20 protein-coding genes are annotated in these 22,608 nt (G+C 44.7%); 3 read left to right on the top strand and 17 right to left on the bottom strand.

Going from position 1 to position 22,608, the window contains the following annotated elements; genetic code table 11:
• Positions 1 to 17: 17 nt before the first annotated feature.
• Both BLR64_RS12135 and BLR64_RS12130 read right to left on the bottom strand, forming a co-directional pair.
• Positions 18 to 593, bottom strand: a complete 576-nt coding sequence (locus BLR64_RS12135) for a hypothetical protein (RefSeq protein WP_068723313.1) — start codon at positions 591 to 593, stop codon at positions 18 to 20.
• Between the two features lie 17 nt (positions 594 to 610).
• Positions 611 to 1,498 (bottom strand): hypothetical protein, encoded by an 888-nt coding sequence (locus BLR64_RS12130; RefSeq protein WP_090714436.1) that lies wholly within the window; start codon positions 1,496 to 1,498, stop codon positions 611 to 613.
• 191 nt (positions 1,499 to 1,689) lie between these two features.
• Between BLR64_RS12130 and BLR64_RS12125 the strand changes: the two genes are divergently transcribed.
• Positions 1,690 to 2,946 (top strand): hypothetical protein, encoded by a 1,257-nt coding sequence (locus BLR64_RS12125; protein WP_090714434.1) that lies wholly within the window; start codon positions 1,690 to 1,692, stop codon positions 2,944 to 2,946.
• Positions 2,947 to 3,003: 57 nt separating this feature from the next.
• On the opposite strand, the gene BLR64_RS12120 is transcribed toward BLR64_RS12125, so the two are convergent.
• The 7 genes from BLR64_RS12120 to BLR64_RS12090 all read right to left on the bottom strand — a co-directional run bounded on the left by BLR64_RS12120 (position 3,004) and on the right by BLR64_RS12090 (position 10,884).
• Positions 3,004 to 3,189: a hypothetical protein gene (locus BLR64_RS12120; RefSeq protein WP_054940736.1), complete on the bottom strand. Its 186-nt coding sequence runs from the start codon at positions 3,187 to 3,189 to the stop codon at positions 3,004 to 3,006.
• 236 nt (positions 3,190 to 3,425) lie between these two features.
• Complete coding sequence (locus tag BLR64_RS12115; protein ID WP_068724072.1) at positions 3,426 to 3,776, bottom strand: four-helix bundle copper-binding protein; 351 nt, start codon at positions 3,774 to 3,776, stop codon at positions 3,426 to 3,428.
• Positions 3,777 to 4,843: 1,067 nt separating this feature from the next.
• The gene (locus tag BLR64_RS12110) at positions 4,844 to 7,273 is read right to left on the bottom strand and encodes a heavy metal translocating P-type ATPase (RefSeq protein WP_090714433.1); all 2,430 of its coding nucleotides are present in this window, start codon (positions 7,271 to 7,273) and stop codon (positions 4,844 to 4,846) included.
• Positions 7,274 to 7,353: 80 nt separating this feature from the next.
• Positions 7,354 to 7,551, bottom strand: coding sequence for a copper ion binding protein (locus tag BLR64_RS12105; protein WP_090714431.1), 198 nt, complete (start codon positions 7,549 to 7,551; stop codon positions 7,354 to 7,356).
• Positions 7,552 to 7,575: 24 nt separating this feature from the next.
• The gene (locus BLR64_RS12100; RefSeq protein ID WP_054940734.1) at positions 7,576 to 7,893 is read right to left on the bottom strand and encodes a metal-sensitive transcriptional regulator; all 318 of its coding nucleotides are present in this window, start codon (positions 7,891 to 7,893) and stop codon (positions 7,576 to 7,578) included.
• A gap of 442 nt (positions 7,894 to 8,335) precedes the next feature.
• A complete protein-coding gene (locus tag BLR64_RS12095; protein ID WP_090714429.1) occupies positions 8,336 to 10,012 on the bottom strand; it encodes a methyl-accepting chemotaxis protein in 1,677 nt (558 codons plus the stop codon).
• A gap of 431 nt (positions 10,013 to 10,443) precedes the next feature.
• Complete coding sequence (locus tag BLR64_RS12090) at positions 10,444 to 10,884, bottom strand: hypothetical protein (RefSeq protein WP_090714428.1); 441 nt, start codon at positions 10,882 to 10,884, stop codon at positions 10,444 to 10,446.
• 179 nt (positions 10,885 to 11,063) lie between these two features.
• Here BLR64_RS12090 and BLR64_RS12085 point away from each other — a divergent pair, with 179 nt between their 5' ends.
• Positions 11,064 to 11,657 carry a hypothetical protein gene (locus tag BLR64_RS12085; RefSeq protein ID WP_068724079.1) on the top strand — a complete coding sequence of 198 codons (594 nt, stop codon included), beginning with the start codon at positions 11,064 to 11,066 and terminating at the stop codon, positions 11,655 to 11,657.
• A gap of 297 nt (positions 11,658 to 11,954) precedes the next feature.
• Here BLR64_RS12085 and lgt read toward each other — a convergent pair whose 3' ends face one another.
• Together lgt and BLR64_RS12075 are read right to left on the bottom strand one after the other, a co-directional pair.
• Positions 11,955 to 12,740 carry a prolipoprotein diacylglyceryl transferase gene (lgt, locus tag BLR64_RS12080; protein ID WP_090714426.1) on the bottom strand — a complete coding sequence of 262 codons (786 nt, stop codon included), beginning with the start codon at positions 12,738 to 12,740 and terminating at the stop codon, positions 11,955 to 11,957.
• Between the two features lie 21 nt (positions 12,741 to 12,761).
• Positions 12,762 to 13,868 (bottom strand): YncE family protein, encoded by a 1,107-nt coding sequence (locus BLR64_RS12075; RefSeq protein WP_090714425.1) that lies wholly within the window; start codon positions 13,866 to 13,868, stop codon positions 12,762 to 12,764.
• A 231-nt stretch (positions 13,869 to 14,099) separates the two neighbouring features.
• On the opposite strand from BLR64_RS12075, the gene BLR64_RS12070 reads away from it, so the two are divergent.
• The gene (locus tag BLR64_RS12070) at positions 14,100 to 14,657 is read left to right on the top strand and encodes a C40 family peptidase (protein WP_223879977.1); all 558 of its coding nucleotides are present in this window, start codon (positions 14,100 to 14,102) and stop codon (positions 14,655 to 14,657) included.
• Between the two features lie 394 nt (positions 14,658 to 15,051).
• On the opposite strand, the gene BLR64_RS12065 is transcribed toward BLR64_RS12070, so the two are convergent.
• From BLR64_RS12065 to BLR64_RS12040, 6 genes are all read right to left on the bottom strand, one after another.
• A complete protein-coding gene (locus tag BLR64_RS12065) occupies positions 15,052 to 15,255 on the bottom strand; it encodes a helix-turn-helix domain-containing protein (protein ID WP_090714422.1) in 204 nt (67 codons plus the stop codon).
• A gap of 203 nt (positions 15,256 to 15,458) precedes the next feature.
• Entirely contained in the window at positions 15,459 to 17,291 is a 1,833-nt protein-coding gene (gene glmS, locus BLR64_RS12060; RefSeq protein ID WP_090714420.1) for a glutamine--fructose-6-phosphate transaminase (isomerizing), read from the bottom strand.
• A gap of 605 nt (positions 17,292 to 17,896) precedes the next feature.
• Positions 17,897 to 19,237 carry a phosphoglucosamine mutase gene (gene glmM, locus BLR64_RS12055; RefSeq protein WP_090714419.1) on the bottom strand — a complete coding sequence of 447 codons (1,341 nt, stop codon included), beginning with the start codon at positions 19,235 to 19,237 and terminating at the stop codon, positions 17,897 to 17,899.
• A 168-nt stretch (positions 19,238 to 19,405) separates the two neighbouring features.
• Complete coding sequence (locus tag BLR64_RS12050) at positions 19,406 to 20,854, bottom strand: CdaR family protein (protein WP_090714418.1); 1,449 nt, start codon at positions 20,852 to 20,854, stop codon at positions 19,406 to 19,408.
• Entirely contained in the window at positions 20,847 to 21,677 is an 831-nt protein-coding gene (gene cdaA, locus BLR64_RS12045; protein WP_090714416.1) for a diadenylate cyclase CdaA, read from the bottom strand. Before cdaA ends, BLR64_RS12050 begins: the two co-directional genes overlap by 8 nt.
• Positions 21,678 to 21,883: 206 nt before the next feature.
• A complete protein-coding gene (locus tag BLR64_RS12040) occupies positions 21,884 to 22,498 on the bottom strand; it encodes a zf-HC2 domain-containing protein (RefSeq protein WP_090714414.1) in 615 nt (204 codons plus the stop codon).
• Positions 22,499 to 22,608 lie beyond the last annotated feature (110 nt).

The following is a 22,608-nucleotide window of genomic DNA, read 5'->3' as shown; positions in this document are numbered from 1 at the left end:
GATCACCTGCGATTCATTTAGTCTCTTTTCGTTTCGCCATCCGGCGTTACATCTGTCCGATTCGTTTTTGGTTCCACACCTGCTGTGAGAACCGCACCATTCGTTGCATTGATTGTAGACTGGCTTACATTTTGCTTAACATAGTTATATAGGAAGGCAATCAAAGCGATCACAAACAGAATAGTCAGCAGTTTTACAAAAAACGTTAATATGCCGGCTACACTCCAAGAACCTACAATGCCCATTCCACCAGCGTTAAATCCGCCATTCAGTACGATGCCCAGTAGATACAGCACGACTATGACACCAATAAGCGTAGTTGCAAGAACGAAAATGGTCTTAAGCATAGGATCATTACCGACTACGGTCTTCGCTTTACTATAGGATTCCTTAAAGTACTTGTTTTTTAACCAAATGGCGAGACCAACCACCAGACTGAGAACCAGAGCCACTAAAAGCAGTTGGGTCACCGTTCCAAGAATGCCGGAAATGATGCTTCCCGTACTTGAAACGCCTTCCATTTCCATCCCTTGATAATTTCCGGTGTAGTTCAGTGTTCCTTGCGTTCCTCCGGACATATTCATATCCATCATTTTACTTCCTCCTTAAGTTAAAGGTGATTTTCGGCACTGGCCGTTTCCGGACGGGGGGTTAGTATACTGCCGATCACGCCAACGAGAGCGACTACCAACAAAATTGTAAAGATACCCACGATTAGGATCATGAGACTTGGGGTTCCAAGTCCATTGAAGATACTGCTGTCTTGATTGGAGGTACTTGCGGCCAACACATTCTGGGCTTGTGAAACGGTTTGTTGAATCTGTTGCTCCACCCACTGATTCAGACTAGTTATACCCATCACCGTCTGGGCCATATCATAGATGGCTCTACTCGTTTCCTGCATATTATGGCTACCCATCATTCCTGTTCCGTTTAGGAGAATACCATTCTTAGCTTCATTGAGCTTTGTATTCACCTCGCTAAGCGTCTTTTGGCTTTGTAGCAGCAGGTTATAACGGAACTGATACGTCTCATACGTCGGGTTTGCCGATTCAGTAAACCCCATTCCGTTATCCAGGGTTTGCTCCAGCTGTGCTAATAAATACACACTTTCTGATAAGGAGTAAATGCCCTTTTGAACTTGAATTGATCCAGGCACCGCTTGTTGTGAGGCAGTTCCTCCTGTTTCACCGTCGTTAACAGAAGACCCATTTAATACGGCTTCTGACGGATACGCCATCATATTGTTAGCCATTTGTTTCATCGATTGCTGGGCTGCAGATACTCTTTCCCTCAGCGTGGTGACTGGGTTAGTGGATGTTCCTTCGGGCGCAACGGACGCCGAATGCTGACTATGGACATTCGAATTTGTTGTCGAGGTACTTAGACTGTTCCACGAGATTAATCCTTTATCGTTGGCATACCAACCGATATAACCTAAACTTGCTACAATGATGACAAGGAGAAGGAAGCCAATCGTGCTGCGTAATGCTTTCAACCTTTTTCACCTCCTTTAATATTAATGTTATTTGTTTTCGTTGATGTAGCCTAAGGATACCAACTGACTTTGGGGAAAGTATGTAGAATTGATGGGCATAACATGTTTTTATAACGAACAAATCGCACAGCAACTCTGTTAAATCGACATTATAATCCTAGATATGATTTGAATATGGGGGCGACTTCGACATGAACCGAGAGTTACAGCAGCTTATTTTAGATTATAAATCGGATCAGGAATCGGTATACCACACCTGGTTTTTAAACAACAGCGATCGGTTAAAGGCTTTTCGGACCATTAAAACCGGTGTGAACGATGTTATAAAAGCGATTGAGGCACGATTTTTTGGAAACGACTTTAAGGGCTCTCCACTGGAGGATGTTCTTGCGGCGATTTGTGAACAAAAACAAGTTTTTGAAGGTGCTGCACACGCGTTTTACTGGAAACCTAAACTGCGTATTCCCGACATTTATGAAAATGAAGAGAACCAGCTGGCTTTTGGCCGATTTTTGAAGGCCGTGTTACAAGCCTCTGACGAAAAACAATTGTTGACCGAGATTGTGAAACTGGATCAATACCATATCAAAGGCCTTGGTCCTGCGGTAGCTAATATCTTGTATTTTTTGCATCCTACACTTTTCCCCCCGTTCAACACAGCCATCGTGAATGGGTTTAACTCCCTGCTGGATCGTAAGATAAAGCTCGGCTCCTGGCCGGCTTACTTGGAGATGCGCGAGACATTGCTGGACATCAACACGGCTTACCGCTCATCCTTATCCAAGGACCTGGGCGCCATTTCCGGCTTATTGTTTGAAATAGGCACCGGGCGCTTGATTGTTAGCGGGAATGCTGAGGCGTTTCTTCAAGAGGAGGAAAAGAAACGGGAAAAGGGGCGGTATAAGCGGCATCTGGAGGTGCTGAATGATACTAACGAAGAAAGTGAACATTCCGAAATGCAGCTGTATTTGGCGAGACTGGGACGGTCCTTTGGGTACAACGTCTGGATCGCCCAGAACGATCATCAGAGACAATGGCAGGACGAGCCTCTAGGGCGGTATTCTCTTTCTGTATTTCCAGCCATGGATCTCCCTAAATCTATTGCGGATACAATCGCTTTTATCGATGTTCTTTGGCTCAATGAACATAATGAGATTGTATCGGGATTTGAAGTTGAAAAGAGCACCTCCATCTACTCCGGCATTCTCAGGCTGCATGACTTATCATTATCCGTAGGAAATGCAACGTCCAGGTTGTATCTGATTTGCCCGGATAAACGGGAAAAAGAAGTGCGTGCACAACTGCTTCGTCCTTCTTTGCAACAAACGCAGTGCGGCCCTATCTCATACATTCGTTTTTCGGATTTACGAAACGACTGTAACGCCATGTGCAAATACGGAAAATCGGTTGAAGCGCTCGACGCCATTTCGAACATCTGTACTTGTTAAAGCAAAAAGGAACTGATGGGATCAGTTCCTTTTTTCATAATGATCATTTTATAAAACTTAGCGTAAGCTGGAAAGTTCTCGTTTTAATTGTTCATTCTGTACCGCTGCCTCGAAATAGTCTGCGTGAATGGTCCAATCCGTTTCTATTTGTTTAGAGATTACTTTATTCACTGTCTTTTCCCCAAACAAAACCGATCCTATACTTAACGGCACTATATATACCCGATTCCATGACCATGCCATTGCCTTATTCCTCCTCTGAATTCTTAAATGTGTAATCTTTGATTGACTTTATTTTAAGAGATTAATATGTAAGATTCGTGTTCTTTATTTGAGTTTTGTGTGTGATTTTGCTCATAAGGGAGAAAACACCCTCCAACTGCTTAAATAAAATCCGATGCACACCAATACACCTAACCTAAAAAAGCAGGGTATCTCTTGAATTCGAGATACTCCTGCTCGATGTTTCATTGCACTCGTTACGCTCTTGCCATCTGCCGGCAAGCTTCTGCACATTCGCGGCAGAATTTTGCGCATTCTTGACAATGGGCATCTTTAAACGCTTCACAATCTTTGGCGCATGCTTCGCAAACCATGGCACACAGCTCGCAACTTGCCTTCGCAAACATACTGTCTCTGCTCATTAATTGAGCTGCCTGAAGGCAGATTTCTGCGCAATCGTTCAGCATCTTGATCATTGAGGTTCTTGCTTGAACATCAGTCTCTTTTAGGCATGCTGAAAAACATTCTTCGCAAGCCTGTGCACATTTTAGGCAGGCTTCAATACAATGCGTATAGTGCTTTGGAGTAGCGGAGTTGGCAAGTAACATTTTCATTCCCTCTCTTTTCATTATTTGAATGTTGTTTGATCGTTAGTTATTATCTAAATAAAGACGCAAATATATACACGTACATGTCAGGAGACTTCGCTTTCTAATAATGCAATTGAATTGCTCTATGGACCAGAGTTATACGTACTCAGATTAACGAATCTAAGCATTACCTTTGACTTACTATGAAACTGAGCCATCTAGGGGGGAGTAGCTTAAAATCTTATCTGTAAGCTGCTAAAGATATTCCTAAAAGGTGTTAGAATCGCAGATAACGATGAATTAGTAAAGACAGCTTATTAGCTTACAGAGCGAATGATCCCCTGATTGAAATTTACTTTATGAATGCTATGCACGACAAACAGCGTCATGCCTCGTTATTCTAATTTATGTATAGTGGTTTCTGACCGCAGACCTCAGTATCGGCCGGCAACATATGGGATGTGCTCATTGACAACTAGCACTTTTCCCCGTATGCCGTACAGTTAACCTTGGGCCGCCTCAACGGGAATTATCTCAGAAAGAGGGAAACTGGGATTGGCCTCTCATTAAACTCAAAAGTGATTTGATTTCGATCTCAGAAGGGTAATCCTAACGTAATCCGAGGGGTACTGCCATATTCCTCGTAAGCTGTTGAACCCGTAGAAAAACCGTTCGATTAATTTTTTTCAAAGGACACTCGCTAAATATCATGGGTCTCCATCGGGTATGTTTGCGTAAACAACCGGACTTTCGTTTTGAAATAGTGCTCCAAATTACGGTGATAATACAAATACTCATGCTGCTTGTATGAGAATATTTTTGAGAACAGTTTGAAGATTTATACGTACTTACTCCTGATCGTGTTGTTTGAACGTACAATGTACGGTGACCAATGTAGTGAGGATGGTTATAGAATAGATTTACCCTTCGTTAGATTCGAAAAAAGCAATACGTTAGGTAGATCACACCACATTACAACCTCAAAGTGTAGTTGTTAAAAAATGATAAGGGGAGACGATTGAAAGGGCATGATCCATTATTGGATTATACCCTTCTTCTCTTCTCCCCAATATAATACAATAAGTTTACAATTTAACACGCTGCAACCGAAGCGCATTCAGAACCACAGAAACTGAACTTAATGCCATAGCTGCTCCAGCAACCCAAGGTGCAAGCAAACCAATCGCCGCTATCGGGATACCGATAGAATTATACGCAAGCGCCCAGAACAGGTTTTGCCGAATATTCCCCATCGTTTTTCGACTCATATAGATCGCATCCGGAATACTATTGAGATCTCCTCGCATGAGAGTTACGTCAGCAGCTTCCATCGCTACATCTGTTCCTGTACCCATCGCCATTCCAATATCCGCCATGGCAAGGGCGGGAGCATCATTGATGCCGTCTCCGACCATTGCGACTTTTTTCCCTTGAGCCTGTAATTTCTTTACTTCATCTGCTTTACCTTCGGGGAGAACTTCAGCCAATACACGCGTAATTCCAACCTGCTTGGCAATTGCTTCAGCTGTTCGATGGTTATCACCCGTAATCATAATGACTTCGATCCCCATGTCATTAAGCCGTTTAACAGCCTGTGCCGAGGTTTCCTTAATGGTATCTGCAACCGCTACTATACCGGCATACTGCCGATCTACAGCAATCAGCATGGCTGTTTTGCCTGCCTGCTCCAGTTGGTCCATCTGATCTTGCGCATGATTGATGGACACTTGAAACTGAGCCATGAGTTTTCTCGTACCCACGAGAATTTCCTTGCCCATCACATTTGCCTTAATACCATGCCCAGGTATCGCTTCAAACGTGTCCGTTCTCGGCAATTGGATACCCTTAGCGATAATCCCAGCAACTATAGCTTCAGCCAGAGGATGCTCGGAGTTCTTCTCTGCCGCGCCGACAAGGGCCAGCAGATCTGTTTCCATCCAGCCGGAAACCACGACGTCAGTCAGTTCCGGTTTGCCTTTTGTCACCGTTCCGGTTTTATCTAAGATGATGGTATTAATGCGGTGGGTAGCTTCTAGGTGTTCACCGCCTTTAAACAGGATTCCCGACTCTGCGGCTCTTCCTGAACCTGCCATAATGGAAGTCGGTGTCGCAAGTCCCAGGGCACAAGGACAAGCAATGACGAGTATCGCAATCGCAATCTCCAGTGCGTTTGCAAACTCTCCTGGCGTAATCCAAACAAACCAAGCGATAAACGCAAGAACCGAGATCGCTACGACGATCGGAACAAATATACCTGAAATGGCATCTGCTACACGTTGAATAGGAGCTTTGGAACCTTGGGCCTCTTCAACCACTTTAATAATCTGAGCCAGGGCCGTTTCTTTTCCGACTTTGGTCGCTTGAATTCGAAGTACACCGTTCTTGTTAATCGTTGCACCAATGACAGGATCTCCCGTTCTTTTCTCAACCGGCAGGCTTTCTCCAGTTAACATAGCCTCATCTACGGAAGAAGCCCCCTCCACCACCTCGCCGTCAACCGGGATTTTCTCCCCTGGTTTTACGATTACGATGTCACCGGCCACGACTTCTTCGACAGGGATAGTCATTTCCTGTCCATCGCGAACAACCAATGCCGTCTTGGCTTGAAGACCCATCAGTGTTTTAATCGCTTCAGACGTTCTTCCTTTGGCAAGAGCCTCGAACAATTTCCCGAGGATGACCAGTGTAATCAAGATAGAGCTGGTCTCATAGTACATTTCCGGTCCATGAGCCCCCGCACCGGCTTGAACCCATTCGAGCGTCAAATAGAGGCTATAGAAGTATGCTGCCGAAGTCCCGAGGGCTACCAGAACGTCCATATTGGCACTTTTATTACGCAGCGCTTTATACGCACCAACATAGAAATGGCCACCGATATAAAATTGAACTGGTGTAGCCAAAATCAGTTGGAACCAAGGGTCCATGAAAATCATAGGCATCCAAATCCAAGATAGGAACGAGAAGTGGCTGATCATGGACCATAGTAACGGTAAAGAGAGAAGCGCTGAAATGATAAACCGTCTTTTTTGTTTAGAGATTTCTTTTTGTTTATGTGCAGAGGCGTCCTGCTGTCCTTCTTTCGGCATGGCCTTATATCCGAGCTGCTCCACCTTTTTTTGCATGTCTTCCAAAGTAACCGTCGCTGGGTCATACTCGACCCGGGCCGTTTCAAGGGCAAGATTAACATTCGCCGTTACAACACCGGGCATTTTGTTTAATCCCTTTTCAATCCGATTGGCGCAAGCGGCGCATGTCATCCCAGTGATTTGGAAATCCGTGGTTTGCTTTACAGTGCCGTAGCCTAAATGTTCAATCTGTTCTTGCATTTGCGGAATGGTTGCACGTTTGGGATCAAACGTCACAGTCGCCCGTTCCAAGGCGAAATTCACATTTGCTTCCGTCACCCCATCCATTTTTCTTAATCCTTTCTCGATCCGGTTGGCACAAGCAGCACAAGTCATTCCTGTGATCTGTAAGGTTGTCTGTTCCTCGCTTTTGGATATCGTAGAACTCATTATCTATCCCTCCTTTATACCCCCAGGGGGTACATTACATTGAAAAAAAGGGGCCATCTTTGCGATGGCTGCCTATGGCCTTAAACGACATCGTAACCCTGTTCTTCGATGGCATTCTTAATGGCTTCCAAGGATACAGATTCATCAAAGGAGACCTCAACCGTCTTTTGCTCCAGATTCACTTTTGCATCAGCCCCAATGTTTTTAACGGCTCCTTCAACACTTTTTACACAATGCCCACAAGACATTCCTTCTACATGTAATGTTTCGTTCTTCATTTTTCATTCCTCCATATCGTTTGTTTATTTCATTAATTTATTCATGGTAACCAGAATCTCATCAATCACTTCATGTTCGCCGGATTGGATTCGTTCAATCACGCAGCTTTTCATATGACCTTCCAGAACCATCTTCCCTACGCTATTGAGAGCCGACTGGATCGCCGCAATTTGATTTAGAACGTCATCGCAATAGGTATCTTTTTCTATCATCCCTTTAACCCCACGAATTTGACCCTCAATCCGGTTTAACCGGGTCATTAGATTGGCCTTCGTTTGATCAGAATGATGACTTTTTCGATGATGTCCATGAGATGCAGTCTGTTCCACTGATTGTTCCATGTGCCTCACCTCTCACCATCAATATACCATACCCCCCTACCGTATGTAAACAGGGGATTAGGAAGTACTTCATCTCCTTTTCTAGTCTGTTCATTTAACCTCTTTGTTTATGCACCTGTATATAACCTCAGTCTTTTGTAATTTTGGCAGAGAGATCGGTTTAGTTACAGCTGTCTCCAACAATGATCCTCAGTTTAATCACGATAGACGAAGTCTCGGTCAACGGAAACCCTGTAATCATGTAAATGATAATTGGCTTTTAGCTGAGATAATTATAGTGTGCCTCATATTGGGAAGCTTCGCTTGTTCGTCTTTCTTATGGGATAGGATTTTGACTTCCTGAACGGCATCGTCAAATAAAGACTGATAAGCCCGTGGTATATATCAACGGGCTTGTTCTAAATATCATTAAGGTAAGTCTAGTGGTTGGCCGTACATAATGCTACAGTTTGAAGATACGGATAGACTTTAGCAATTGGTCAACCGATTGGGACATGTCTTCAAGAGCCCCTGATATCTGGTTAACCATTTGACTTTGCATATCCGAAGTTTGGACCACACCTTGAATACGAGAAGAAGTGTGTTCGGCAATCGTAGTCACATCCGCAACAGAATCAGAAATGTAGTGAGAATCTGTTGACATTTGTCTTGTTGCTTGATATACATTTTGATTCTGAGAAGCTACATGTTGAGAGGAGATAATGATCTGTTCGAAGGATTTCCCTGCAGAGATTAGGTGCTGGTTCCCCGCTGTTAATTGAGCTAAACTTGTGTTCATCCCTTCGGCTGCTTCACTGGTGATATGTTGAACCTTTTCAATGAGTATTCTTATTTCTTGGGCTGAGTTTTCAGACTGCTCAGCTAGTTTTTTCACTTCATCTGCAACCACAGAAAATCCTCTCCCAGCTTCTCCTGCACGTGCAGCCTCAATGGAGGCATTCAACGACAGCAAATGGGTCTGTGAGGATAAATCGGTAATAACGGTCGCAATGTTCCCGATACTGCCTGAGCTATCCGATAATTGTTGTATTTTACTAGCTACATGTGTGATGGAAGCGTTCAAATGGTTGATTACAGAAATGATGCTTAGAAGCCAATCGTTGCCTTGATCCGCATGCACAACCATATTTTCCGATGCACTGGCGACTTGTGATGACCTTTGTACGATTTCTTGTATGCTAATTTGGATATGTTCAACGGCCTCCATACTTTGATTCATGCCCTCAACCTGGTTGGATGCACCTTGGAGTATGGATTGCAAGGTACGATCGATCTCAAGTGATGAATCTCCTACGCCATTGATATGCATTTGAACAACACCAGAAACTTTATGTACCTCATCCGCGGCCTGCTGAGCCTTAGACACTAGTGTATGTAAGTTATGCGTCATTAGATTAAATGCTCTCGAAAGGATACCCAACTCATCCTTAGAAGTGACGGGGATATCAGTGATACTAAGATCGCCATTTGCAACTCGTTCCGCCATGATAGTGACTTGTCTTAAGGGTGCGGTTAATTTTCTTGTGAAAAGAGCGGTGAGGATTAAAGCGATAAGGAGTCCGATCATCGTAAATACAATCATTTTTACTTTAAAACGACTAATTGCCTGATTATACATTTCCTTGCCCATACTAATATGGAACGCCCCAATTACAGTTCCGTCTGAGGATCTAATGGGTTCATAGACCGCCATTTCAGTTCCATCATGCGCTTCACCTACATACGACTTTCCACCTAAGACGATGGATTTTACGTTCGACTCAAGTATTATTTCTGTGATGTTCATATTATGGCTACCCTTAGACGATGCAGCTACACCCTTCTCGCCTTTAAAAATTACAATGTCATCACCAGTTAATGCTCCAACGAACAAAGCAACGTCATGATTTCCCTCTATAGAGACCTCGCCCTTAAACAACTTTCCATCCTTCAGCGTCCATTCTCCGGGAAACTTAACATCTAGCAGTGCCGTCGCCAACTTTGTGTTAGACACCATCTTTTGTTCTGCGAGGTGGGTTACCTGGGCATTCATATTCGCGATGGCATAAGTGCTGAAGGAAACAATGAGTATGAAAATGAAAAGGCTTATATATAGAATCAGTTTGCTGGATAACTTCATTTCGTTCCTCCACCTTTGTTATTCACATGAAGATAGCTCTAATAAGGCTAGTTAAAAAAGGAGACCGCCACCCCAAGTTAAGAGTGCGCGATCTCTCAGACTGACAGTTATTGATCAGAATAAATCGGTAAAATCTCACTTGATGCAGTACAATTAGTGTTTTTTGTTTCGCATCATTAAAGGCATAAGTACGAGATGTGAAAGCGGGCATAACAACAACACACTATAGGCAAGCGCATTACTTGTTGAACCACTTACATTATTAGCAATGATTAAAATAACGAACAGCACGATCGGAAGTATACAACACATCATCATCATCAGACGATGGGCTGGGCCTTTTTTATGATGATTGTTATGACTGTCATGCTGGTTATGGTTTCCGCAACAGCTCATGAAATAACCTCCTTAAACTTTAATCATATAGTCTATTAAATACTTACGCTCTGTTCAGGCATATCTTTCTTATGGTTTCTTTGCATCATTTCATCCATATTGGAATCCCGCATCATCTCATCCATTGTGGTATCTTCCATCATGTCCACCATATCCGGTTTTTTCATCATTTCACTCATGTCTTTATCTTCCATCATTTTTTCCATATCAAGTCCATTCATCATTTCGTCCATGCCTGGCTGCTTCATCATTTCAGACATATTGGTATTGCTCATCATATCCGTCATAACTTCATCGTTCATTGTATCGTTCATGTTCGCCATATGGTGAAAATACGTCTCCTGCTGAGCTACCTCTTGCTTGGAAGAAACATCCCCTTTGGAGATGTCGGAATCAACTCCTGTAGCGTATACTGCGGAACCGATTCCCAACGTCAATATAAAAGCACCCAAGCCAGTTAATAATTTCGCATTCATTTTTCTTTTCGCCTCCTGTAACTCCATGGTACAAGAGATCCTTGTGGAATTTATGTAGCATTTATGGGCTTTTAATGGAGAATACATTTTAATCCTTTCTCATATCACTGTTTGTAGGTAGAGGACACGCTTTACAAGTAGCTTATTCAACCAAACTCACATTAAAAGGAGGGATTAAAGTGTCATCCTTAGGACTTGCAGTTGTTTTTTATATCTTCATTTTGGTCTGGTCTTTTGTCATTATCCTGCGATTTAAGGCGACAGTTACAGAATCGATTCGAATGGTTTCGCCTATGGTAGTCGGGATGATTGTTGGTTTTGGAGGCGGTACTTTGAGCGGCCTCTATATTGCCGGCCCTGTTCAATCTTTGGTGTTAGGTGTCCTTCTAGGGATCTTTTCTGGAAGCATAATAGGAGGACTGATGGGTTTGGGGGCGTTCTTAAACGGAGCATCGTCTGGGATGATGGCCGGATTAATGGGGGTTATGCTGATACAAATGTTTCCTCAATCAGAATGGAAAGATGTTCTATTCTTTTTTATGGTCGTATCCGGATTCTTGCAATTTGCCCACACTTTATTGTTGCAGCGCTTATCTAGCGAGAACGTAATCGAAGGTACTTTTAAGGTCTTGAGTTCACCGCTATTCATGTTCCTCTTCATTTCAACAGTCCTTATGGTATATGTCACCGTTGCAAATCATAACGATCCTGAACAAGCGAAGCCGCTAGGTTTACAAAAAACGATTCAGAATACGAACCATACAAATCATTAATCTTTGAGGATCGGGTTCAATGTTCACATAAGATAGCTACCAGACAGTTTTAAAGTGGTAATATGAAGAGTTGGCCTTATATAAAAAAAAGCCACCATGACGTTCCCATGGTGGCAGATACAACTGTACTCCGCCATAACTGAAGAACACGGCAGAGCCGGTTTTAATCCATTCACCCCAGGCAAATGACTACTAGTTACTTGCGGAGCTATATCAATGATATCAACACTACCTATATGGTAGATCCAAAATAGCTATGCGATAAGCACAAAGGATGTTCTCTTCCACTCATGCACCTTACACCCTATGTACTGTCTCTTTCACCTGGTTCCTTGTGAAGAAATAAAGGAACACAGACAGAGAAATAACAAGAATACTCATACTCGTCCACTGACCTGCTGTCCAGCCTAACGCATAACGCGGTGAATCTCCACGCAGAAATTCCATAGAAAACCGGACCAGGGCATACATAATATTATAACTTAAAAATTGTCCACCTTTAGGCAACTTTATATTCTTCAAGACTAGAAGAATACCAAAGACGATTAAGTCAAGCTGACCTTCCCATATTTCAGCAGGCCATAACGGAACTGAACCATAGCGCTCGAAAGCTATAGTCCCTTCTGGATAAACAATTCCGAAGCCAGTCCCGGTCGGGGCCCCAAATGCATCTCCATTTAAAAAGCAGGCAATTCGGCCGACAGCTTGTCCAAATATGATTGCCGGCGCTAGAATATCCGCAAGTCCCCAAAAAGAAATCTTCTCTTTCCGCGCATAATAAGCTACCGCAATAAAACCACCTATTAACGCTCCCTGGATTGAAATGCCACCATTCCAAATCGCGAATATTTCCCCCAAATGTTTTGAATAATAACCCCACTGAAAAAAGAATACATGCCATATTCTTGCGCCAATTATTGCACTAAATATTACGTAGAAGACTAGATTCAATATATGTTTTTGATAGTTGGTCCCTCGAGCTAAATAATATGCAACACCTATCGCAAGTAGCACTGCCAACCCTACTATAACGCCATAGGATCTAATCGAAAGTCCTCCAACTTCGAATAAGATTACTCTCAAATCACTTCCTCCTTAGCCTCGTTATGGAGTAATACTGATACCATTCGGAGTTGTGCCTACGTTGATTGTTGTAATCACTTGATTTGTTTCATTATCGATCACTGTTACGGTGTTATCGAACATATTCGTTACAAAGATCTTGCTGCCATCCGGGCTGATGACTACACCATGCGCCCCTGTGCCTGTCTCAGTCGTTGCTGTTACTTGTTTTGTCCCGAGATCAATTTTTGAAATGCTATGTGACGGATTTTCTTCAGTACCTTGGTTCGCTATTACGGCATATTTATTATCAGCAGAAATGTATACCTGAGCAGGGCCATTACCGACAGGTACTTTTGTAATGTTAGAAGAATCCAAATCTACTACACCGGCTGCATTTTCTGCGTTTAATGGAACGACAAGGATTTTTCCATCACTCGTGATTCCCGTAGTTACAGGTGTGTTACCTACACTGATTTTTTGTTTTTCATTCATAGCATCCAAGTCCAACACACTTACCGTGTCTTCGGCCATATTTGCTATATAGGCATATTTGCTGTCTGCGGATATTCTAAATCCATGCGGTCCCGTTCCGGTTGGAATGGAATTTACTATTTTTAAGGACTTGGCATCAATTACAGATACATCGTTTCCTTCATTATTCGTAACCAATACATACTTCCCATCATTTGTGAATACAATATGAGCCGGATGAGCCCCGACCTCAACTTTTTGAATTAGTTCGTCTGATGATGTGCTAAAAAAATAAGCATACCCATTCATTTCATGTTCACTTTGCTCGTTCCCCGCTCCCTCTTCCATCTCCCCCATAGTAGGAACCACTGTAACTCCTACCGTTTTCCCATCGGGTGAAATTTGTACGTTATGAACCGAACCGTCAATATCGATCGACTTAATGACTTTGTATGTGGTTGCATCAATTTTAGTAATACTACCACCTTCATCAGCAGTATATAAAATCACTGGTGAGCTATTTTGGGAATTCGAGGTACCGGTAGTAGGTTCAGCATTTGTTGCAGTAGTTGCAGATGGAGTCGGATCTGAATTATTCTTTTGCGCCGATCCACAGGCAGTAATGCTAACACTTAAAATGGCTACGGTGAGGACATTCATCCACTTTTTTCTCATATTGTTCATCTCCATGAAGTTTACTTGTTAAGACTTCCCTAAAAATATAGCTAAATGTACATGCCATTTCTCTAAGTGTTTTTAATTTTAACTATCATTTATGTGTTAAGTATGTGTTTTTTGTGGGAAAACATCTTAATTAACATTCCAAATATTACGCCTAAACAAGTCTTTGAATCCTGTGATAGGATGACGTCAGTTTCACAAAAAACAAACGAAGGGAAGTCTATCATGAAAAAGAATTTTTCCATTTTATTGCTTTCTACCTCTCTGGCAATCAGTATATTCGGTGTGCAATCGACGACGTCATCCGCAGCTAGTTATACTTCGCAAGAGTCTATAAGTACTGTAAGGAATAGTATCATCTCCAAAGGAATGACATACTTAGGTACCCCGTATGAATTTGGATCCAGTAGAAGTAATACTAGAACCTTTGATTGCTCTGATTTCGTTAGACAAGCCTATCTTGAAGGGGCAGGAATCACTTTACCCTCTAATTCGAGAACTCAAGGTGCCTACATCAAGAGCAAAGGGTCTTATACAACAAATTGGAAAAGCCTAAAGCCTGGAGATATTATGTTCTTTATGTCTTACCGTGGAAATAAAGCTTCAGATTATCAAGGAATTAATAGAAATACAGCACGAATTACTCATAATGGAATCTATCTGGGAAACGGAAAAATCCTACAAACCTACTCTAAAAAATCGGGTGGAGTTCGAATCGATACGATTGAGGGTACTCAATGGGAAAAGCGCTTTCTTTTCGGAGGAAGTGTTTTAAAAAAGTAAGGCTGCATTAGCGTAGCATTCAGTAAATGGTTATATTTTTAAATCGAATTGCAAAAACCTCCAGATACATGTGTAAAAATCAACTAGATACAGCATTAAAATTTGCTACAGTAGCAATCTTCCACACGTTTTTAACAGTCTAATAGTTTGTTTTATTCTAACACCACTTACTGAAGTGACCTTTTCATTATGCAATCTACGTGTTTAACAGTTTTGGTAATATCAAAGATCCTAAATAAGAATGATCCTTATACTATCAAGCTTGAAAAGACTTGATAGTATTGGCTTTCATTTTTAATCCTACTTCTTATAGAGGTTTCCAATAGTTTCTCATGAGAATTATTTAATTCACATCGTTAGTCAAAGTTACCCATATTGAATTATTAAAACTAAACTAATTTTCTTCTTCGAATAACCAGTTTAGATCAACATTAAATTGTTTCCTTAATTCGAATAGAGTTTCAGCTGATGGTTTTGTTTTACCTTGCTCAATTTCACTAAGCCTTCCTTGTGAGATACGAATCTTTTCGGCAAAAGTTACTTGTTTCAAATTATGTTGCAGCCTAATAGCCTTAACTTTATCTCCAATTGCATTCATTTATCTCCCCCCTGTTAGAAAAACAACCAGAGCCATCCCAAGACTTCAGGACGGCTCTAGTTGTCTATATTGATGTATTCACTTTTTGGTCTATTCGTTTCAGAACACAAGATTAATGTAACTTTCCTGATAAGACCAATACTTTAATGTTCGGAACAACACATTAATGTAACAAATCATTCATGTGATTCCCAGAAATCTTCCTACTCCACAGTAACACTCTTCGCCAAATTCCGCGGCTTATCAACATCATGACCCAGAGCAAGCGAAGCATAGTATGCCAGCAGTTGAGTTACAACTACAGACAGTGCGGAAGTCAGCAGCGGCAGGGTCTTCGGAATAACGAAGGCCTGGTCAACGGATTTTAGCAGGTCTGTTACGTGCTCCTGGTGAGTGATGGCCAGCACGTCTGCGCCGCGGGCTTTCACTTCTTTGATGTTGCTGACAGTCTTTTCGAGTACGGATTCCTGGGTTGCCAGGGCAATTACCGGAACGCCTTCCTCGATCAGAGCCAGTGTACCGTGCTTCAGCTCACCTGCAGCATAAGCTTCAGAGTGAATGTAGGAGATTTCTTTCAGCTTCAGCGAGCCTTCTTGAGCTACAGCGTAATCCACGCCGCGGCCAATGAAGAACAGGTGCTTGTGGCCGGAGATTTGCTCAGCATAATTTTTGATGGCATCCTTCTGAGCCAGGATTTCTTCTACCTGCTCAGGCAGGGTGTTCATAGCTGCCAGAATTTCAGCAACCTGTGCATCCGTTTGAGTTCCGCGTACTTCAGCCATGTACAGGCCGAGCAGTGTGAACGCAATGATCTGCGAAGTGTAGGCTTTAGTCGATGCTACTGCGATTTCCGGACCAGCCAGAGTAACCAGTACATCGTTGGCTTCGCGGGCGATCGAGCTGCCTACAACGTTAGTGATAGCCAGAACGTGTGCACCGTTAGCCTGACCTTCACGCAGGGCAGCCAGAGTATCAGCAGTTTCACCGGATTGGCTGACTACGATAACCAGTGTTTCCGGTGTTACGATTGGCGCACGGTAACGGTATTCGGAAGCAATATCGTTCTCAACCGGAATACGAACCAGGGATTCGATCAGGTTACGTCCAACCAGACCGGCGTTGTATGCAGTACCGCAGGCAACGATCTGAATGTTGCGGATGTTCTTGATCTGCTCAGGAGTCAGGTTGAGCTCTGGCAGAATTACTTTAGTGCCTTCAGCATTAATGCGTCCGCGCATAGTGTCACGGTAAGCCTTAGGCTGCTCGTGGATTTCTTTCAGCATGAAGTGCTCGTATCCGCCTTTTTCTGCGGTAACAGCATCCCAATCGACAGTAATCATTTCCCGAGAAATAAAGTTGCCTTCAATCGTCATCAGTTCGACAGCATCTCTTGTCAGTACAGCCATTTCGCCGTCGTTCAAAATATATACGTTACGGGTGTATTCCAGCAGTGCCGGAATGTCCGACCCGATAAAGTTTTCGCCTTCGCCAAGACCGATAATCAGCGGGCTCGCCTGACGAACAGCTACCAGTTTATCCGGCTCATGTTCAGTCAGAACGCCCAGGGCAAACGCACCGCGCATGTGGGTGATTGCCTTTTGAACAGCCTTAACGATATCTCCTTCATATTCACGGGCGATCAGGTGGGAAATAACCTCTGTATCCGTCTCGGAAGTGAAGTGGCATCCGCCGGCAATCAGCTCTTCTTTAAGTTCCAGGTAGTTTTCGACGATCCCGTTGTGCACAACCGAGAATTTCTGGCTGTCATCTGTGTGCGGGTGGGAGTTCTCGTCGGAAGGCTTGCCGTGAGTGGCCCAACGGGTGTGCCCGATTCCGGCACTTCCGGTCAGCGGAGTAGCTTCAAGTCTGGACTCCAGGTTAGCCATACGGCCCTGTGCCTTAACAACCTGCAGACCCTCCTTCGTGAACACAGCAATACCTGCTGAATCATAACCACGATACTCCAGCTTCTTCAAGCCCTCTACCAGGATCCCCTGAGAATTCTGATTACCAATATATCCTACAATACCACACATTATAAATTCCTCCGTCCAATGATTGTAATGTGGGCGGCATAAGGAAAGAAACGTGCCGTGCGGCATGTGTAGAGAAAAAGCTTATTCTGTTGTATGGTCTGTCACCTGTGAAAAGGATATTCATGACATGCACAGTCTTCTTCTCTGCCGCAGCAGGACTTACGTATCTTCCATAAGCGCATACCCATGAATGGTTTAATTCCTCGTACACCCATAAAAGCGTTGTGTGACAGGTCGCCCTGACATTTTCCGCTTCCATTTACGGCTCTGGTGCATCACCGGGAGGTCCCCGCCGAACATTTCGAACACCTCCACCTCGTCAGCTTACATCTGCCGTGATCCGTTCCAGCCCATTTAAGCTGTCCCTTCTCCCCCGCGCAAGATCAAGCTCTGGCGCTTGTTATTGCTAATACCTCACTATCCCCGCTTTCCTTCTTGAATGACACTTCATCATTATATGCACCTTACATCACTTTTGGCAATGAAATAATGGTTGAAACGATTGGAATTTGTTAAAAAAAATTCAAAAGAGCCGCAGAGCCGGCAGTTGAAGCACAAAAAATCTCCAACCGCCGGCTCTGCCTGCCAGTGGTATTACTTGTGTATTAAACCAATTCGCGTTCTACAACCTCAACAATCTGTCCTACGAACAGATCGAGTTCTGCCTTATCCGGGCCCTCAGCCATTACACGGATCAGCGGTTCTGTCCCCGAAGGACGGACAAGCACACGGCCGTTATCCCCAAGCTTGCCTTCTACCTCTTTAATCGCTGCATCAATCGCCGGATTGTTTGGATAATTCGTCTTATCCTGAACCCGCACATTAACAAGCACCTGAGGATATTTGGTCATCATCGACTTCAGTACACTCAGCTTCTTACCATCAGCCTTCATGGTATCGACGAGCTGGATCGCCGTCAGGATACCGTCACCCGTTGTATTGTAATCCAGGAAAATAACATGGCCGGACTGTTCCCCGCCCAGATTATAGCCGCCGCGGCGCATTTCTTCCATCACATAACGGTCTCCTACAGCCGTTTTGGCTGTATTCAGCGCCAATTTTTCTGTTGCCTTGTAGAAGCCGATGTTACTCATAACCGTCGAAACAATGGTTGCATCCTTGAGCTTGCCGGAGCGGTTCATTGCATCTCCGCAGATGCAGAGAATGAAGTCGCCGTCCACCTCTTCACCAGTCTCGTCAATGGCGATTAGGCGGTCTGCATCGCCGTCAAAAGCCAGTCCCAGATCAGCACCGTGACGAAGCACCTCTTCCCGCAGCTTCTCAGGATGTGTTGAGCCATATCCGTCATTGATGTTAAGGCCGTCGGGCTCGGCTCCGATAGCAATTACTTCTGCACCCAGCTCTCTGAACAGACGCGGAGCCAGCTCATAAGCTGCACCATGCGCGCAGTCCAGTACAACCTTAATTCCGTCAAAACGATTGGAAATCGTTGTCTTCAGGTACTCCAGATAAAGATATTTGGCATCGTTGTCTACGGTTAGCTTGCCAAGACCTGCGCCAACCGGACGCGGAAGCTCATCCTTCTCGGCATCCATCAGCTCTTCAATGCGCAGTTCAGTCTCATCGGTCAGCTTAAAGCCGTCTCCGCCGAAAAACTTAATTCCGTTGTCTTCAACCGGGTTGTGGGAAGCGGAGATCATTACACCGGCATCCGCTTTGAGCAATCTGGTTATATATGCTACAGCAGGAGTGCTGACGACTCCAATACGAATTACTTCTGCCCCGATGGACAACAGCCCGGCTACAAGTGCCGATTCCAGCAGCGGTCCGGAAATCCGTGTATCCATGCCGATAACCACTTTTGGCTTCTCTACGTTTCCAGCCAGTACATATCCGCCGCAGCGGCCAATGCTATAGGCCATTTCTGCTGTTAACTCCTGGTTAGCGACTCCGCGCACACCGTCTGTACCAAAATACTTACCCATCTCTTTTCTCCTTTTAATACGCTACATGTACAATGTGAACTTAAAAATGTCAGGTATGAAGCCCCATTCTTAGGTTCATCTTACATAGCTTAATGAATTATTGTATGAATGAATTCTGATTCTTGTAACTAATGGGCCATACACATAGACGCTTTCCCGCACAAAAAGTTACGTACCGCCATTGCCCCCGGTATTCGTCGTATTCCCGCTTCCTGCGGGAGTGCTGCTGTTCTCCGGCACATCCTCCGCCGGCTCCGGTGTGGCAGTGCCGGTTGGCTCTGCGCTATGGGTCGGCTCCACACTCGTTTCCCCGCCGGAAACAGCTTCAGAGCTCGGCTCAGGGGTCGGCGCAATGCCGGTATCCGGACTTACAGTTGCCTCAGGTGTTGCAGGCGGCTGCAGATCAATGGTGACTACATTCGGCTGTGAGGAATTGACCATTGAAATGAACCGCGGCATCGAGATCTGAAGTGACACCTGATGAACCCCTGCTGACAGTCCGCCGACATCGGCAACAACACTGATGTTATCCTGATCAAGCTGATCCAGCAGTGTAGGAGCGCCCGCCAGCGTCAGAGAAATCGCTTTGGCGGCCGGGTCCGTAACCACGGCAGTAAGCCCGCTGGCCACACCTTCAAGCTTGATCGGGATATTATTCATCGTCCGTTCAGCAATTTCAGCTGCAGAAACGGTGACATTCATTTGCGCAGGCTCAATCTTTGCTATTCCTTCAGGCGGAGCAAGCTCCAGCTTCACCTGCTGTGTTCCTGCGGACTGAACCGTACTCAGATCAAGTACTGCATCATAAGAGGATAATCCGGCCAGTGCTTCCTCGCTGCCGTATACCGTAACTGTATCCATTTCCGGAGTGACTCTGGACAGTACCAGTGATCCCGGCAGCTGCCCTGTGAAGCTTACATCCAGCGGTAGCGTTTTGTACGGCAGCGTAATAGGCAGCTCAACAGCAACTGTAGCGGGCTCAATAACAGCACCGCTAATCTCATTTCCGCTGCTGTCATAGGCAGCCAGCCGCATTCTTTTTTCCGTAAAGGTCTCATTCTCCCCATCCAGCTCAATCGTCCCTTGAACGGTAGTTACTTTACTCAGTTCACTGGCCGGCAGGGTAACTTCAACCTCAGCAGGGTTAATAACGGCTGTGCCGAGCTTATACCCCTCTGCCGGAGCACCGCTTGTAATCAGGGTAACCGGGAACGTCCTCGTGTTGCGCAGTTCGACATGCACATTCACTTCAGACGGATCCATGGATTCAAACTTTACGCCCTTGGGCAGGGTATAATTTAACGGAAGCGTTGTATCCCCCGGCCCTACATCGCTTAAATCGAGGGTTACCTTATAATCGTCGGAAAACTTGAAATTGAGATCGGAATTTTTGCCCGATACTTCAAGTCTCACACTCTCGGCGTCGAAGCTGTATACATACTTTTCCTCATCAAGGCCGGTCTGCTCTATTTTAACATTTTCAATAATCTTCGTCTGTGTGTTAACTGTAGTCTGGTTCGTAGGCTCGGTATCCACATGTACAATCGTCCACAGGATAATACCGAAGACAAGTGCAAGAATCTTGTTGAAGTTGTTATTCTTCATCCACTTATCCATTATTTTTGCCCCCTCTCCGTTTCCAGAAAGCAGAGCTCTTCTCCTTCAGCGTCGAAGATGCGCTCAGCTCCTGATGAAGCTTCGAGATCAGCGATTCTTCCTTAATGTCACGCACAATCTGCCCGTTGATGGCCAGCGATATTTGACCTGTCTCCTCGGAGACTACAACAGATACCGAGTCCGCGACCTCACTGATCCCGATCGCCGCACGGTGGCGTGTCCCCAGCTCTTTGCTGATGAACGGATTCTCTGAAAGAGGGAGATAGCAGGCGGCCGCGGCAATCTGTCCGTCCTGCATAATCAGCGCACCGTCATGCAGCGGAGTATTGGGAATAAAAATATTGATCAGCAGCTCCGAGCTTACCACGGAACGCATTGGAATGCCCGATTCGGTGTACTCATTCAGCCCCGTCGCCCGCTCAAATACGATAAGTGCCCCGATTTTACGCTTGGACAGGTAATTCACGGCTTTAATCACTTCACCGACCAGCCGGCTGATCTCCTCATCATTCTCCGAAGTCCGGCCAAAAAACTTGCCCCGGCCAAGCTGCTCCAGCCCCCTTCGCAGCTCAGGCTGAAAAATGATAAAGATGGCAAACACCCCGAACGTATAAATCTGGTTCATTAGCCATTTCAGCGTGTAGAGATCCAGAACCGTGCTCAGCGCCCAGATAATAACCAGCACAAGAATTCCCTTAAGCAGCTGGACTGCCCGTGTGCCGCGCACCATATTGAGGACCTTGTAGATAATGTAGCTGACGATCAGGATATCGATTATATCTTTAATGGACTCTTTCCATGTTAAGTCGGTAAAATAGCTCATTGCCCCAAACCCCCGTCATTTCATATTAGCTGGGTTTATGTAAATTGTCTGTAAGATCTGTTTCATATCTAGGTTATAACGTTCACGCCCAGGTTGCAAGTTTCACATGCCGGGGAATGCTGAGAATGTCTTTCCGGACAACAAAAAAGCGCCATCTTTCCGGAAAAAGAGGCGCAAATACTATTTCTGCATAAAGGCCATGCGGGTTAACGGTAGGCAACTTCAGAGAACATGTTCGTCACTTTATACCAGAGCCAGCTTACCGCTTGGTCTATGCTTTTGACTTGCCCGGAGATGTGGGCTGTAGAGGCTTTGTACAGAGTACCGTCGATCACCGTTACATTGCCGTTGACTTCCCCGTACACCTGAGTTTTGCCGTTCTCCACCGTTAGGTTGCCGGTAATGGTTTTGCCGGACGGTACAATCACCGTATCGCCCTGGATCACAACCTGATCGAGGTCACTGCCTCTGACGACAAGCTGCTGATCCTGATTCCAGAAGGTCACCGAGCTCATCAGCATCACCAGCAGAAATACGGACGCCGCCGTAAGTGCCGGATGTCTTTTGATCCAGGTAATAAAAGCTCTTTCCTTCTTCGGCTTCGGCAGCGAATCCATTATCCGGCTTACCAGATCGTCTGAGGCCACCGCATTCTGGTGCATCAGGGAGAACATCAGCATATCCGTTTGTTCCAATTCTTTGAACTTTGCACGGCAATCCGGACAGGATAGAAGATGCTCCTTCAATTCCCTCTGCTGCAGCTCGGGCAAGTCGTCATCCAGGTAATCATGCATCAAAGAGACGGCCAGTTTGCATTCCATAGGAGCCAATCCTTTCATGAGTGCTATTAATTATTTCAAGGCAAAGGGACAGTGCATAAGACTTGCTTAACTTACATACGGCACTGCCAGTCAGACGTTTCATAAAAAAA

Source organism: Paenibacillus typhae (genome assembly GCF_900099765.1).
Classification (GTDB): Bacteria; Bacillota; Bacilli; order Paenibacillales; family Paenibacillaceae; genus Paenibacillus_AQ; species Paenibacillus_AQ typhae.
The sequence above is the reverse complement of the archived record's forward strand: the minus strand, read 5'-3'. Positions and strand labels throughout refer to the sequence as shown.